The organism is Nonomuraea gerenzanensis (assembly GCF_020215645.1).
Lineage (GTDB): Bacteria > Actinomycetota > Actinomycetes > Streptosporangiales > Streptosporangiaceae > Nonomuraea > Nonomuraea gerenzanensis.
Map to the genome: position 1 here is coordinate 5,430,300 of NZ_CP084058.1, position 13,552 is coordinate 5,443,851.

Annotated in this window: 16 protein-coding genes; 10 read left to right on the top strand and 6 right to left on the bottom strand. The window is 72.4% G+C overall.

Going from position 1 to position 13,552, the window contains the following annotated elements:
- Positions 1–222 precede the first annotated feature (222 nt).
- Together LCN96_RS25405 and LCN96_RS25410 are read right to left on the bottom strand one after the other, a co-directional pair.
- Entirely contained in the window at positions 223–1,218 is a 996-nt protein-coding gene (locus tag LCN96_RS25405) for an NAD(P)H-dependent glycerol-3-phosphate dehydrogenase (protein ID WP_263657515.1), read from the bottom strand.
- 100 nt (positions 1,219–1,318) lie between these two features.
- Positions 1,319–2,272, bottom strand: coding sequence for an Acg family FMN-binding oxidoreductase (locus LCN96_RS25410; protein ID WP_225275391.1), 954 nt, complete (start codon positions 2,270–2,272; stop codon positions 1,319–1,321).
- A 208-nt stretch (positions 2,273–2,480) separates the two neighbouring features.
- Here LCN96_RS25410 and LCN96_RS25415 point away from each other — a divergent pair, with 208 nt between their 5' ends.
- The 4 genes from LCN96_RS25415 (at position 2,481) to LCN96_RS25430 (ending at position 7,563) form a co-directional block, all read left to right on the top strand.
- Positions 2,481–3,011, top strand: coding sequence for a hypothetical protein (locus tag LCN96_RS25415; protein WP_225275392.1), 531 nt, complete (start codon positions 2,481–2,483; stop codon positions 3,009–3,011).
- A gap of 102 nt (positions 3,012–3,113) precedes the next feature.
- A complete protein-coding gene (locus tag LCN96_RS25420) occupies positions 3,114–4,400 on the top strand; it encodes a glycoside hydrolase family 30 protein (RefSeq protein WP_225275393.1) in 1,287 nt (428 codons plus the stop codon).
- A 124-nt stretch (positions 4,401–4,524) separates the two neighbouring features.
- Entirely contained in the window at positions 4,525–5,007 is a 483-nt protein-coding gene (locus LCN96_RS25425; protein WP_225275394.1) for a GNAT family N-acetyltransferase, read from the top strand.
- A 24-nt stretch (positions 5,008–5,031) separates the two neighbouring features.
- Entirely contained in the window at positions 5,032–7,563 is a 2,532-nt protein-coding gene (locus LCN96_RS25430) for a hypothetical protein (protein WP_225275395.1), read from the top strand.
- Positions 7,564–7,828: 265 nt separating this feature from the next.
- On the opposite strand, the gene soxR is transcribed toward LCN96_RS25430, so the two are convergent.
- On the bottom strand, positions 7,829–8,284 hold the full coding sequence (gene soxR / locus LCN96_RS25435; protein WP_225275396.1) for a redox-sensitive transcriptional activator SoxR: 456 nt from the start codon (positions 8,282–8,284) through the stop codon (positions 7,829–7,831).
- Positions 8,285–8,534: 250 nt separating this feature from the next.
- Here soxR and LCN96_RS25440 point away from each other — a divergent pair, with 250 nt between their 5' ends.
- Both LCN96_RS25440 and sodN read left to right on the top strand, forming a co-directional pair.
- Complete coding sequence (locus tag LCN96_RS25440; RefSeq protein WP_225275397.1) at positions 8,535–9,062, top strand: flavin reductase family protein; 528 nt, start codon at positions 8,535–8,537, stop codon at positions 9,060–9,062.
- 24 nt (positions 9,063–9,086) lie between these two features.
- Positions 9,087–9,482 (top strand): superoxide dismutase, Ni, encoded by a 396-nt coding sequence (sodN, locus tag LCN96_RS25445; protein WP_263657516.1) that lies wholly within the window; start codon positions 9,087–9,089, stop codon positions 9,480–9,482.
- A gap of 67 nt (positions 9,483–9,549) precedes the next feature.
- Here sodN and LCN96_RS25450 read toward each other — a convergent pair whose 3' ends face one another.
- Positions 9,550–9,789, bottom strand: coding sequence for a hypothetical protein (locus LCN96_RS25450; RefSeq protein ID WP_225275399.1), 240 nt, complete (start codon positions 9,787–9,789; stop codon positions 9,550–9,552).
- A 69-nt stretch (positions 9,790–9,858) separates the two neighbouring features.
- Here LCN96_RS25450 and LCN96_RS25455 point away from each other — a divergent pair, with 69 nt between their 5' ends.
- Positions 9,859–10,638: a universal stress protein gene (locus tag LCN96_RS25455; protein WP_225275400.1), complete on the top strand. Its 780-nt coding sequence runs from the start codon at positions 9,859–9,861 to the stop codon at positions 10,636–10,638.
- Positions 10,639–10,843: 205 nt separating this feature from the next.
- Positions 10,844–10,987, top strand: a complete 144-nt coding sequence (locus LCN96_RS25460) for a hypothetical protein (protein WP_225275401.1) — start codon at positions 10,844–10,846, stop codon at positions 10,985–10,987.
- 70 nt (positions 10,988–11,057) lie between these two features.
- Here the strand turns inward: LCN96_RS25460 and LCN96_RS25465 are convergent, their stop codons facing one another.
- Positions 11,058–11,399, bottom strand: coding sequence for an STAS domain-containing protein (locus LCN96_RS25465; protein ID WP_225275402.1), 342 nt, complete (start codon positions 11,397–11,399; stop codon positions 11,058–11,060).
- A 112-nt stretch (positions 11,400–11,511) separates the two neighbouring features.
- On the opposite strand from LCN96_RS25465, the gene LCN96_RS25470 reads away from it, so the two are divergent.
- Positions 11,512–11,682, top strand: a complete 171-nt coding sequence (locus LCN96_RS25470) for a hypothetical protein (protein WP_225275403.1) — start codon at positions 11,512–11,514, stop codon at positions 11,680–11,682.
- A 127-nt stretch (positions 11,683–11,809) separates the two neighbouring features.
- On the opposite strand, the gene LCN96_RS25475 is transcribed toward LCN96_RS25470, so the two are convergent.
- Entirely contained in the window at positions 11,810–12,151 is a 342-nt protein-coding gene (locus LCN96_RS25475) for a DUF4342 domain-containing protein (RefSeq protein ID WP_225275404.1), read from the bottom strand.
- 388 nt (positions 12,152–12,539) lie between these two features.
- Between LCN96_RS25475 and LCN96_RS25480 the strand changes: the two genes are divergently transcribed.
- On the top strand, positions 12,540–13,394 hold the full coding sequence (locus LCN96_RS25480) for a universal stress protein (protein WP_225275405.1): 855 nt from the start codon (positions 12,540–12,542) through the stop codon (positions 13,392–13,394).
- Positions 13,395–13,552: the final 158 nt, after the last annotated feature.

Below are 13,552 nucleotides of genomic sequence, written 5' to 3' on the forward strand. Positions count from 1 at the left end.
CGCCGGGAGCAGTAGGCCACCCGCCAGGAGCCACCTGACGATCCAGAGGCCCCGGTTCAGCGGCTCTTCGAGCCGGGCCTCCACCCGTACGGGATAAGCACTCATACTGCCAGCGCAGCACCGCCGGGCGGGGCCGCCTGCGGGCGGAAGTCCCTACCTCGGGCGCCGATGGACACCAGTCGGCACGCTCGCCGCCGCCGGTGTGGGCCTGTGCGGGCCGGGTCACCAGGGGCCGGACTCCGTGCCGGCGGGGGAGTGGCGCAGGCCCGCGTAGGCGTCGCGTGCCGTGAGGTCGCCGATGAGCACCCGGTGGATGGTCCGGCAGATCGGCAGCTCCAGCCCGTGCCGGTCGCCCAGCCGCACCGCCACCGGAGTCGTGCGCACGCCCTCCGCCGTCATGATCATGTCCGCGAGCACCTCGTCGAGCTTGCGGCCCCTGCCGAGCTGCTCGCCGACGTGCCGGTTGCGGCTGTACGGGCTCAGGCAGGTGGCGACGAGATCCCCCAGCCCCGTCAGCCCGGCGAAGGTGGCCGCCGCGCCGCCCATGGCCACGCCGAGCTGCGTGAGCTCGGCCAGCCCCCGGGTGATGACCGCGGCCCTGGTGTTGTCGCCCACCTCCAGCCCCTCCGCCATCCCGGCCGCGATCGCCACCACGTTCTTCAGCGCACCGCCGAGCTCGCAGCCGATCACGTCGCCGTTGGTGTAGACACGCAGCAGCCCGCGCTGGAAGATCTCCTGCAGCATGGGGGCGACGGTCTCGTTGCCGCTGGCGATGACGGTGGCCGCCGCCTTGCCCGCGAGGATCTCCCTGGCCAGGTTCGGCCCCGTCAGCGCGGCGGCCGGATGGCCGGGCAGCACCTGCTCGATGATCTGGGTCATGCGCAGGTCGGTGCCGTCCTCCAGGCCCTTGGCCAGGCTGACGACGGGGATCCAGGGCTGGGCGTGCGCGCGGGCCCGGTCGAGCACGTCGCGGAAGGCGTGCGAGGGCACGGCGACGATGAGGACCTGGGCGCCGGACGTGGCCGCCGCGAGGTCGGCGGTCGCCGTGAGGGCCGGGGGCAGGGTGAAGCCGGGCAGGTACACCTGGTTGCGGTGCCTGGTGTTGATCTCTTCGGCGACGCCGGGATCGCGGGACCACACCAGCGTGTCATGCCGCTTGCAGACCAGGGCGGCGACTGTCGTGCCCCATGAACCGGCGCCGAGAACGGTGATCCTCATCCTTCCATTCCAGCCGTCGCGCGTTCTGCGCCCAGTGCCGATGGTCCCGGGCGGAGGGCGATTTCGTCCTGCTCCGTGAAATGTCATGGCCAGGCGCACGTCACGCGGTCACCAGCTCGCCCGCCGGGCGGCGCGGGCTGCGGGCCACGTGCGGGCCGTAGCCGAGCCTGAGGACCATCTGCGGGTGGCCGCGCCGGTGGTGCGGGTCGCGGCGGTCGCGCATGTCGCGCAAGTCGAGCGGCTGGTTCAGGAACGACGCCGACACGTCGTACCCGGCGGCGACCAGCAGGACGCGCTGCAGCGCCTGACCGGCCCGCAGCCAGTCGGCCGGCGTGTCGCCCATCGTGGTCAGGACCGCCAGCTGCGGCCGCTCCTCGAACCGCGCCTCGCCCTCCTGCCGCCCGAAGTCGCGGACCGGGGACGGGTCCTTCGCCGCGTGCGGGCCGTGCGCGTAGCCGGGCATGCCGTCGTACAGCGCGCCGGGCATCGTCCAGGCGGCCACCTCGGCGCGGTAGTCGTGGTCACGGGCCAGCTCGTCCTCGGCGATGGCGGCGTAGTCCAGCATGTCGGCCGTGGCGTGCCGGTCGAGCGGGAGGAGAGCCGCGCCCTCACGGGAGGCCGCCACCCGCAGCGCCGCCATCACGGCGCGGGGCACGCCCCGGTCGTAGAACGGCCGGCGGTTGGTGCGGCGCACCGGGATGAGGTCGTACAGCGCGCGATGCTCCGCCGAGGCCGGCAACGCCACACCCAGGCGGACGGCGGCCAGCAGGTCCGGCTCGTCCTCCGGCGCGGGCAGCAGCCACACCAGCGGCCGCCGCCCCGAGGTGCGCACCGCCAGGCGCAGGTTGAACAGGGCCGCGCCGCAGCTGACGTACTGGTTGCGGCCGCGCGGGTCGGTGACCCGCAACCGCCGGTCCTGGTCGGCGAAGACCTCGACGAGCTCCTGACGCACCACGCGGAAGCGCCACGGCTGGGTGTTGAGCACCGACGGCGCCTGACCGGCCGCCACCAGCAGCCGCCGGACGCCGAGTCCGGTCGTGAGTGAAGCGGACATCACACTCACCTCCTGCGTCCGAGGCTTCCGCGTCCGCTCGCCGCCCACGAGTGCCGGACGGCCCCCGCGCCGCCGCCGAAGGTCCCTGCGCCGGGGGAGGACCAAGGTCCCTCCCCCTCAGGCCGTACGGCACTGAGCACCGGCCGCCGGAACCGATGTGATGGAGATGCGACAAGGACACACCAGAGAACGGAAAGGCAGGCCCGCCATGGCCACCACCATCAACAAGCCCGTGATGCACGCCGGCGTGGGCAAGGCGGAGCACAAGAACCCCGTCGACTACGTCTGGGCCGCCGCCCGGATCGCGATCGGCTGGATCTTCCTGTGGGCCTTCCTGGACAAGACCTTCGGCCTCGGCTTCGCCACCCCGGCGGCCAAGGCCTGGATCAACGGCGGCAGCCCCACCACCGGCTTCCTCAAGGGCACCGGCGAGCACGCCCTGGGCGGCTTCTTCACCGGCCTGGCCGGGCAGGCCTGGGTGGACTGGCTGTTCATGGCCGGCCTGGCCGGCGTCGGCGTGGCGCTCGTGCTCGGCCTCGGCACCCGGATCGCCGCCGGCGCCGGCACCGCGATGCTGCTGCTCATGTGGGCGGCCGAGCTGCCCCTGACCACCAACCCGTTCATGGACGACCACATCGTCTACGCGATCGTCCTCATCGGCCTGGCCCTGGCCGGCGCCGGCCGCACCCTCGGACTCGGCAACCTGCCCATCGTCCGCCGCACCCCGTGGCTCCAGTAGCCACCCCGGCAACCCGCCCGCCCTGCCCCCAGGGCGGGCGGGCTTTTCGCGTCATGGCACATGTTGAGCGGGAAGGCGCGCATGTGCTAACTCTTTGGCGCCATGAGCGAACCCCGGCCGGCCGGACCACCGCTGATCACCGTCGACGACGGGGTCCGGCACCAGACGATCGACGGTTTCGGGATCTCCACGGCGTTCCGGCGGGGCGAGCTGCTCAAGGCGCTGCCGGAAGGCGGCCGGCGCGAGATCCTGGACCTGTGGTTCGATCCCGCCGAGGGGGCCGGGTTCAGCATCGTGCGGCTGGGCATCGGCTCGGCGCCGGCCGGCAGCCCGTACGACGACATGGTCTCGATCCAGCCCGAGGACCCGGGCGGCCCAGACGCCCCGCCCCGGTACGTCTGGGACGGCGACGACAACAGCCAGGTCTGGCTGGCCAGAGCCGCACAGGAGTACGGCGTGCGGCGCTTCTTCGCCGTCCCGTGGAGCGCCCCCGGCTACATGAAGGACAACGGCGAGGAGAAGAACGGCGGCAGGCTGAAGCCCGAGTGGTGGCGCGCCTACGCCGCTTACCTGATCCAGTACACGAGGTTCTACCAGCGCGAAGGCATCCGGATCACCGACCTCGCCTTCGCCAACGAGCCCGACTGGACCGCCCCGCACCCGTCCATGCGCTTCACCCCCAAGGAGGCGGCCGAGTTCGTCAAGGTGCTCGGCCCGCTCGCCTCGGGCATGCGGCTGGTGTGCTGCGAGTCGCTCGGCTGGGACGAGGCCAAGGCGTACATCGCCGCGGTCGCCGCCGAACCCGGCGCCCGCCGCTGGGTGCAGGTCTACAGCGGCCACGGCTACGGCACCCCGGTGGACTTCCCGCTGCCGACCAAGCGGCCCACCTGGATGTCGGAGTGGAACCCGAACGGCGCCGTCTGGAACGAGAGCTGGTACGACGGCAGCGGCTCCGACGGCTACACGATCGCCTCGGCCGTGCACGACGCGCTCGCCCACGCCAACGTCTCCGGCTACCTGTACTGGCTGGGCGCCTCCAGGGGGAACACCCGCGCGCTGCTGCAAGTGGACGAGGAGGCCAAGACGTACCGGGTCTCCAAGCGGCTGTGGGCGCTGGCCGCGTTCAGCAGGTTCATCAGGCCGGGCGCGGTGCGGATCGGTGCTGCGGGCGCGATCCCGTCGCTGAAGGTGTGCGCGTTCCGCAACCCCGACGGCTCCCGCGTGATCGAGGTGCTCAACACCGGCGTGGCCCCCCGGACGTGGGTGGGGGTGAGTGAGACGGCCGAGGTCTACCTGACCGACGCGAACGCCTCGCTCGACCCGGTCCCCGTCCGGGACGGGGCGGTGACGTTCCCGCCGCGCGGCCTGACGACGATCGTCCTGCGCTGAGCTTCCGGCGCCGCCCGGACAAGAGCTAGCCGCCCGGACAAAAAGCTAGCCGCCCGGACAAAGCGATGGGAGCCGACGGCGCGGAAGCGTTAAAGTCGGCTCTCAGCCTGAAAGGCGCACGTCCATGCAGATTCGCCCGTTCGCCCAGCACGATCTCGCCCGGCTCGTCGAGCTGACGATCGAGACGTTCCGGCCGTTCTACGAGGATCACTTCCGCCCCGTGGTCGGCGAGGTGGTCTTCGCCAACCAGCACGGCGCCTGGCGCGACGACTACCGCGAGCAGGTCGCCGGGCTGCACGACCCGGCCGCGCACAAGTACGTCGCGGTCGCCGAGTCGGGCCACGCCATCGCCGGCTACGTCGCCTGGAGCGTCGACCCGGCACGCAGGAACGGCGTCATCTCGCACCTCGCCGTGGTGGTGGACCACCGCCGCCACGGCACCGGCGCGGCGCTGTGCGAGCACGCCTTCGCGGACATGCGAGCCCTCGGGGCCGAAGTCGTCGAGATCGGCACCGGAGGCGACCCCTTCCACGCACCCGCCAGGGCCCTGTACGAGAAGCTCGGCTGCACGGCGGTGCCGGTCACCTACTACTACCGGCAGCTCTGACCCCGGGTGCCGGGCGGCAGGAGAGTGAGCAAGCGCACGCGTGGATTCGGCTGGCGCGGCACAGTCGCCGTGATCGCCTTCTTCGTCGTGGCCGTGCTCGTGCTGTTGGTGTGGCGGTCTTATTCGCCGGAAGAGGCAGTCAACCTCGCGGACTTCGCCGCGGTGGCGTTGGCCGGGGCTACCGCGGTGACTGCGGTCCTGGCCTGGGCGCTGCGCTGGAGTGGTGCGCCCGCTTCCTTACCCGCCGACGCCGGCAAGGCCGCCGATGTGCTCGCCGGGCTGGTGGAGCGTCAATGGCGCGAGGAGGCCCGCAACCGCCTGCTCGATGACCCGGTGCCCATCTCCGTGGGCTGGAAGCTGACCAGTGACCCGACCGTAACGAGCAGTCCTCGTCTGATCGGCGGCGAACAGAAGTCTGACCTCGAGGTGAGCAGCGGCGACATCACCCGCTTGGGCGCTGCCTTCCGCTCTCTCGCTCGCCGGCGGATCGTCATGACGGGCGGCGCGGGAATGGGGAAGACGACGCTCGCCGTCCAGCTGTTGCTGCATCTTCTCGCCACCCGTCCGACGGACCGAACAGCTGCCGGGCAGGGGCAGGTCGTGCCGGTGCCGGTGCTGTTCCCGGTCTCCGGCTGGGACGTCGAAGCCTATCCCCGGCTCCAGAGCTGGCTCGCTGCCCGGCTGGATCTGGACTATCCGGCGCTTCGCGTGCCGGAACTCGGTACGAGCACCGCCGCGCTCGTCCAGGGCGGGCACATCCTGCCTGTCTTGGATGGCCTTGATGAGGTGTCGGCGCCGATGCGAGCCCGGATCTTCGAGGCAGTCAACAGCTCACTCGGTGAGGGCGACGGGATGATTCTCACCAGCCGCCGTGCCGAGTTCACGGCCGCGGTCCGTGAGGCGGGGCGCCCGCTCACCGGTGCCGCGGTCATCGTCGCCAGGCCGCTGTCGCGAGCTGCCGCCGCCGATTACCTGGCGGCCTGCCTGCCTGCTCATCCACCGTCCGCCTGGACTGAAGTGCTTGCCGCGCTGCGCTCGGGCTCCGCGCCCGCCTTGGCTGAGCTGTCCGGCATCCCGATGTGGTTGTGGTTGATCCGTACGGTGTTCATGGCTCCCGGCGCGGATCCCCGGCCGCTGGCCGGCCCTCTGGGGCAGGACGCCACGGCGTTGCGCACCCAGCTGCTCGACCGGCTCATCCCGGCGCTCATCAAGACGCGCCCGCCGGACGCCGCCGGCTCCGACCGGTTTCGGCCCCGCCGCCGGTGGGACCCTGATCGCACTCGCGATCACCTGTCCTATCTCGCCGGCGTGCTGCACGGCCGCAGTACCTACGACCTGGCCTGGTGGCGGTTGTCCTCTGATGCCACGCCTGAGGACGAGCGACGCCGTGTGGCCGGTCGCATCAAGCTCGTCGCCGGGTTCGCGGTCGGCCTCCCGATGGGGCTGGCGTTCGGGCTGCCGGCCGGCCTGGCGGTGGGGCTGGTGGCGGGGCTGGTGGCGGCAATCGCGCTCGCCCGCCGGCTCCCGGCCAGGTTCGCTTCAGGGCGTCGCCGCAAGCTCACTGCCACGATCACGGCAGGGATCACCGTGGGGATCACCTTTCTCCTGCCGGTCGGTCTGCCGGTCGGGCTTGCGCTCGGCCTGGAAGCCGGCCTCCCGGTGGGGCTCATGGGGGGATTGCCCATCGGGCTCACGGTGGGGTTCGCCGGCGCGCTGGCGATCAGGCTCGTCTCGGTGGCATGGGTCAAGATCGCCGCGGCGATCGCCACCTGGCTCGCGTTGTCGTCTGGCGCGATCTTCGCAGGTGACGCTGGGGGCGTTGTGCTGGCCGGGCTCGTGGGCGGGCTCGTGACCTGGGCCGCCCCGCACGTGCAACGATGGTTCGACCAGCCACCCGGGTACGCCGACCTCCGGCTTTCCGGTCGGATGGCCGCCCTCGCCCGGCGGCTGAGCATGGCGCTCGTGTTCATCGTCGCCTTCCCCTTCACGATCGCACTCGCGTTCAAGATCGCTTACGCGCTTACCGGCGGGCGGCTGCTCACGGCCCAGGACGGGATCGTCTTCGCGGCAACGGGCTCGTTCGCGGCGGTGGTGTGGGTGGGTGTGGGGATCGCCCTGCTCGCCAAGGGGGCGATCGAGTGGCTGGAACAGCCGGCGTCTTTTGCGAAGGCCACCTCCCCGTTGGCGCTGTGGAAGTCCGACCGCAGTCTCACCTTGCTGCGGACAACAGCCGCGACGCTCCTGGGCGGGCTGGGGTTCGGGCTCCTGGAGGCCGCTGTCGGAGGGGTCCAGGAGGGCATCACGGAGGGGCTTGCGCCCGGGCTCGTCGTGGGGCTGGTGCTCGGACTCAGGCAGGGCCGGCACCATGCCTGGATGATCTGCAAGATCACCAATTGGCGGCTGGCCTGGGCGGGGCACCTTCCTCGCAACCTGATGGCGTTCCTGGACGACGCCCACCGTCTCGGCCTGTTGCGCACCGCCGGGCCGGTGTACCAGTTTCGGCACGCCGTGCTGCACGACCACCTCGCTGCCGCTGCGGTGAGGTCGTCGCGGTGACTGACCCGCGCCGCCGAACGCCGTCGCCCAGACGGAGAGATCCCTCTTGCTCGTACCGGTTCCTCCAGGCATATCGGATGAGCGGCCGGGCGTAGTGTTGCGCGACAGGAGTGTCAGCGGCCCGCGACGCCACTGTCAGTGGCAGGTCGTCATCAGACGGACGGAGCCAGACTGACAGCGGTAAGCGCGAGGATGCGTCTTTCGTCACGCATGGGGCTCGGGCGCCCGCGCCCGATCGCCGCAGCTACGCCTTCGCATCGATCATCTAGAGCCTGCGCGGACCCGGGCCGGTCTCGGCGAGCACGTCGCCCGGGTTCAGCAACGAGCACGCCTTCATCGACAGGCAGCCGCAGCCGATGCAGCCGTTGATCTCGTGGATCAGCCGGTCCAGGGCCCGGCGGCGCTCCTCCAGGAGCTCCTTCCAGACGCGCGAGGCCCGCTTCCAGTCCTCGGCGGTCGGCGCGCCGTCGGACGGCAGCGCGGCCAGCGCCGTCCTGACGTCCGACAGAGGCAGCCCGAAACGCTTGGCCGCGCTGATGAGGGAGACCCGCCGCAGCACGTGGCGGGGGTAGCGGCGCTGGTTGCCCGCGGTGCGGATCGAGGTGAGCAGCCCCTGGTCCTCGTAGAAGCGCAACGCCGACACGGCGACCCCGCTGCGCCGGCCGACCTCGCCGATCGTCAGCAGCTCCTCTCCGCCCGGTGCCGGTGGCGTCGCTCCCACGTCCTGCTCCTCTCAAGCGAACTCGAAGTATAGGTCGCCGCAGCTCTGGCGATGGGCCTGGGCGGCCAGACGTTCGTGGTGTGTCAAAGGTCACGCCCGCAGGGCTGGACCTCAAGTGCACTTGAGGGCATACGGTCGAGTTCGTCGAAGGGAGCATCATGACCTACGCCGTCGCCCCGTGGTGTGCGGAGGTGCGGAACCGCGCGGACGCGCGGCTCCTCAGCGCCATCGGCTTCCTGGGCGGCGTAGGGTGACCAGCTCTTTCGCCGAGCGTTTCAAGGCGGGGTTCCGGCGGCACGCCGCCGGGGTCGCGATCGTCGCCGCCTCGACGGAGAGCGGGCCCGTCGGGGCGACCGTCTCCAGCGTGACGTCGGTCAGCGCGAGCCCGCCGATGTTGTCCTTCTCGATGTCCCGCTCGGGCAGGTCGGGCCCGAGGCTGGTCGAGAGCTCGCAGCTGGTGGTCCACGTGCTGGCGGCGTCGCAGGCGAAGGTGGCGGCGGCCTTCGCCGACCGGTCGGCGCCGCGCTTCACCGCCGAGCAGGGCTGGACCCTGCGGAAGGGCCGGCCGCCGGTGCTCGACGGCGCCGTGGCCGCCTTCTACGGGCGGGCCGTGCGGGTGCTGCCGGCCGGGGAGGCGTGGCTGGTGCTGGTCGAGGTCGACGACGTCAGCCTCGGCGAGGGCGCCGCACCTCTCCTGCACCACGACCGCCGTTTCTGGTCGCTCGGCGAGGCGCTGGGCCCCTCCGCCGCCACCGCCCCTTCGACTCACCGCGTGTAACCATCATCGAAAGGAATGTTCGTCATGCGCCTCTTCGCGCCCACCTTGACGGTCTCCGCGCACTGTGACCTGCCCTGCGGCGTCTACGACCCCGCGCAGGCGCGCATCGAGGCCGAGTCGGTCAAGGCCATCATCGCCAAGGCCGAGGCCAGCGACGATCCCGACTTCCGCACCCGCGCCATCGTGATCAAGGAGCAGCGCTCCGAGCTGGTCAAGCATCACCTGTGGGTGTTGTGGACCGACTACTTCAAGCAGCCGCACTTCGAGAAGTACCCGCAGCTGCACACCCTGTTCAACGAGGCGACCAAGCTCGCCGGCGCCGCCGGGACCAAGGGCACGCTCGACGCCGAGGTCGCCGACCGGTTGCTGGCCAAGATCGACGAGATCTCGAAGATCTTCTGGGAGACCAAGAACGCCTGACCGGCGGGGAGGCCCGCCACCTGTGAACGCGGCGCAGGACCTCGGCTGGTCCTGCGCCGCGTCGCCGTCAGATCAGCGGGCAGCTGTTGCGGTACCGCGCGATGCCGCTCTGCTCCGTCAGGGGACACAGGAACCGGCTGTGCCGGGTGTCGTTCCGCACCAAGGTGTACGGCGTCCCGGCGACGTGTCCGCAGATGGCGACCGGCGTCGGCCTGTCCGGCATCCCGGCGGCGATCCGGCCAAGAAGTTCCTGGCAGGCCGGTGACCCGGCCGACGCGTCCTGCGGTGGTCCTTGGGCCCTCGCCATCGGGACCTCCGGCCCTGCGCACCGGCTCCCCGAATGCGGTCCGATGGTGTGCCGACCTAGGAGGACGCCATGATCGTCGCAGGAGTCGACGGGTCCATCCCCTCGCGGGCCGCGGTCGATTGGGCCGCCGCCGACGCTCTTCGCATGCACGAGCCGCTGCTGCTCGTCCACGCGCTGGATCGGTCCCCGTACCAGATCTCGAAATTTCCGGACGCCGGCCATTCTGACAGCGTGCTGCGCGCAGGCCAGCGGGCCCTCAACGAGGCGGTGGCGCTCGTCCACGAGCGCCAGCCGAGCGTCGAGGTGACGACCCAGGTGGTGGAGGGGACACCCGCGCCGGTCCTGTGCGATCAGGGGCGCACCGCCGCCGAGCTGGTCATCGGCAGCCGGGGGCACGGGGCGCTCACGGGCGTCCTGCTCGGCTCGGTCAGCACGCACGTCGCCGGGCAGGCTGCCTGCCCCGTCGTCGTGGTCCGCGGTGACCGGCGGCCCAGGCACGGGCAGGTCGTGGTGGGCGTGGACGACTCGCCCGCCTCCCGGCCCGCGCTCGCCTACGCCTTCGCGCAGGCGTCCCTGCGGGGGAGCGGCCTGCTGGCCGTGCACGACCGGCAGCGTGGCGTCATCGAGCTGCTGGAGACGTGCAAGAAGGAGTACCCGCAGGTCACGGTCATCGAGCAGCTGGGCGGTGCCCACCCGGCGGAGACGCTCGCCGAGATGTCGGAGCGGGCCGACCTGCTGGTGGTGGGCTCGCACGGGCGCGGCGCGGTGGGCTCCGCGCTCGCCGGGTCGGTCAGCCGGGATGTCCTGCACCGGGCGCGCTGCGCGGTGGCCGTCGTGCGCGGGACCTGAGCACCCCGCGGTTCGGCGTCGGGCGTGGGACCCAAGACCCTGCGGTTCGGGACGTTGGCCGCTGCCGGGCGCGGGCCCCCGGCACCGAGCATGAGGGTGCGGAGGAGGTGCGCATGGACGTGGCTTGGCGCATCGAGGTGTACGGCACCGTGCAGGAGCGAGATCTCCGAGCCGCAGCACTCCGGGCGCGGATAGCCTCGCGCGGGTGGGCGGCGGGCGCCGTCTCGACGGCGCCCGCCCCGGGTCGCGCCTGCCGCCACCGCGGCGGGGCCGGGCGCTGGAGGCGCATCGCGACGTGGAGACGGCGGTGCGGATGCTCCTCGGGGTGCACGCGTTCTCCGGCCCCTGAGAGCCGGCGTCGGAGGCAGGTAGGGGCGGAAGCCCCGACGGTCAGGGCGTGGGGCCGGAGCAGGCGGCGTTCACCGGCTCAGCGGGGGAAGCTCGGCCAGGGACTGGCACAGCACGAGCCGCCCGCCCCGGGCCAGCACCGGCAGACACAGGCGGGCGGCCTCGGCTTTCGGGCTGACGACGGCGAACGCGTGACGGCATGCGCGCGCCCGGCGCTCAGCCTCCAGAAGGACGGCCATCCAGCGGGTGCCCGTCAACCGGCCGCCGCTCAGATCGACGGCGACGGCCCGATGCGCGGCGACGGCCTCGTTGAGCCAGGTGCGCAGTGCGGTGACACGGCTGTCGTCCAGGACCCCGGTGATGGCCACGATGGTCCACAGACCCCGCGTCTGAATCCGGGCGAGCGCATTCATGATCTACCTCACCGTTGAGGATGATCGGTGACGGCCGCGCCTCCGGACCTCCCGGCGGTAAGAGTACCTCGGGGGCCCGTCCGCATCACGGGCCCGGACGCGGATGCGGCCGGTGCCCCCGCTCGTCGGCCCTCGGCCAGCCGGCGGCCTCGGCGCTTCCGACGCCCACGCTCTCGACGCCTCCGACGCCTCTGACACTGGTGAGGCGCCGCCCCGCGCCGCCGCCGTCGCGATGGCGATGAGCCGCCTGCGCGCCGCCGCCGGCTACCGGCGCCACTTCTGACGGCGGTGGCTCCGACCGGCAACGCAGCGGCCAGGCGACGCCGACGCGCCGGCAACGCAGACGGACCGTGCCCCAACGGTCACGGTCCGTCTGGCGGCGTGCGCACCGGCAGGCGCGGGGGCCGCGTTCAGGCCGCAGGGACCTTGTCCTCGTCGTTGTCCTCGTCGTTGTCCTCGTCGTTCTGAACCGCGGTGATGTCCACGGAGTCCTCCACCTCGGTCACGTCCTCGACCTTCCGCTCGATCCGGATGGTCCGCTCCGTGGCGACGGCGGCCAGCGTGGCGGCCGCGGTGAGGAACGGGGCGGCGACGAGCGCCACCGCCCCCACCGTCACCGGGACCTCCATCACGGTACGCCCGTGCGAGTCCTTGACGATGATCCGGCGGACGTTGCCCTCGTGCAGGAGCCGCCTGACCTTGCCGGCGAGCTCGGTGCCACGGACCTTGACGTCTCTCTTGGCGACGGTCATGGTGACGCCCCCTTCATGCTGTCCTGCCTCCAGGCTCCTCCCCGTGCGCCGCTCGCAGGAGGGCCGAAGGTCCCGCTGAGCTGGGAATTGGTACCTGACGCGACGGACGTGCGGTCGGCGATCCCGGCGGTGAGACACTCGGCGGCCACCCGCACGTCAAGCCCGAGCTCATGCGCCACCAGGTGGAGACGGTCACCGGCGTGTGCCCGGGCCTGGAGCAGCTGAGGCAGGAGCCGACCCGGCACAGGCGGATCACCGCCGAGCTGGCCGGCTGCCACGCTCGGCCGGCGCGACATCCCGCTTCCCGTGCACATAAAGGCATAAAACGCCTACGAACGGTTACCAACAAGGCGTCGGACCCGAAGCGCACGCAGGAAGAGAGCCCAGGATGCCCACCTCGATCGTCGTCGGGTTCGACGGCTCCCGGACGGCCTGGTCGGCGCTCGACTGGGCGGCCGCGGACGCCGGCCGCAGAAGGCTGCCGCTGCGGATCGTGCACGTCCGCGAGCCCTGGTGCGCGGAGCATCCCCTGGACGCCACCACACAGGACGACACCTTGACCGCGCGCTGCGAGCGGCTGCTCGCCGAGGCGGCGCAGCGGGCCCGCGACTCGGCGCCGGAGGCGTCGGTCTCGACGGCCCTGGTGACGGGGGCGGTGACCGAACGGCTGCGCACCGAGTCGGAGACGGCGGACACCGTGGTGGTGGGCAGCAGAGGGCTGGGCGGGTTCGCCGGGCTGGTGCTGGGCTCGGTCGGGCTGGGCTTGGCAGGGTGCGCCGGGTGCCCGGTGGTCGTGGTCAGGCGCCTGCCCCGCGCGCCCAGCGGCGAGATCGTGGTGGGCTACGACGGCTCACCCGCGGCTGACCAGGCACTGGAGTACGCGGCGGAGCAGGCCGCCGCCCGCCGGGGCCGCCTGCACGTCCTGCACGGCCTGCGCCGCCCGCCCGCCGCGCCGCATCCCGCCGGCTTCGGGCCGGTGCCCATGGATGACGGCGACGGCATCGAGCAGCGGCTGGCCGAGTGGCACGCAAGGAGTCCCGGTGCCGAGCTGACCGTGACGATGAGCTTCGATCACCCCATCGCGGCGCTGGCGGCGGCCTCCCGCACCGCCGACCTCGTCGTCGTGGGCGCGGTGGGGCTCAGCGGCGTGTCGTGCACGCGGCTGGGCTCGGTCGGTCACAGCGTCCTGCACCGGGCACACTGCCCGGTCGCCGTGGTCAGCGCGCCGACGACACCGGCCTAGGAGGGGGCGCCGCCACCGCCGGGCCGTCCGGGCGGCGGTGCGCGGGACAGAGCCGGACGGCCCGGCGGCCAGGGCCGCAGAGCCGGACGGCCCGGCGGCCAGGGCCGGAAGTCCCTGTCGGCGGGTCCGCCGGAGAGCGAGCCTGGAGACAGGAGGCG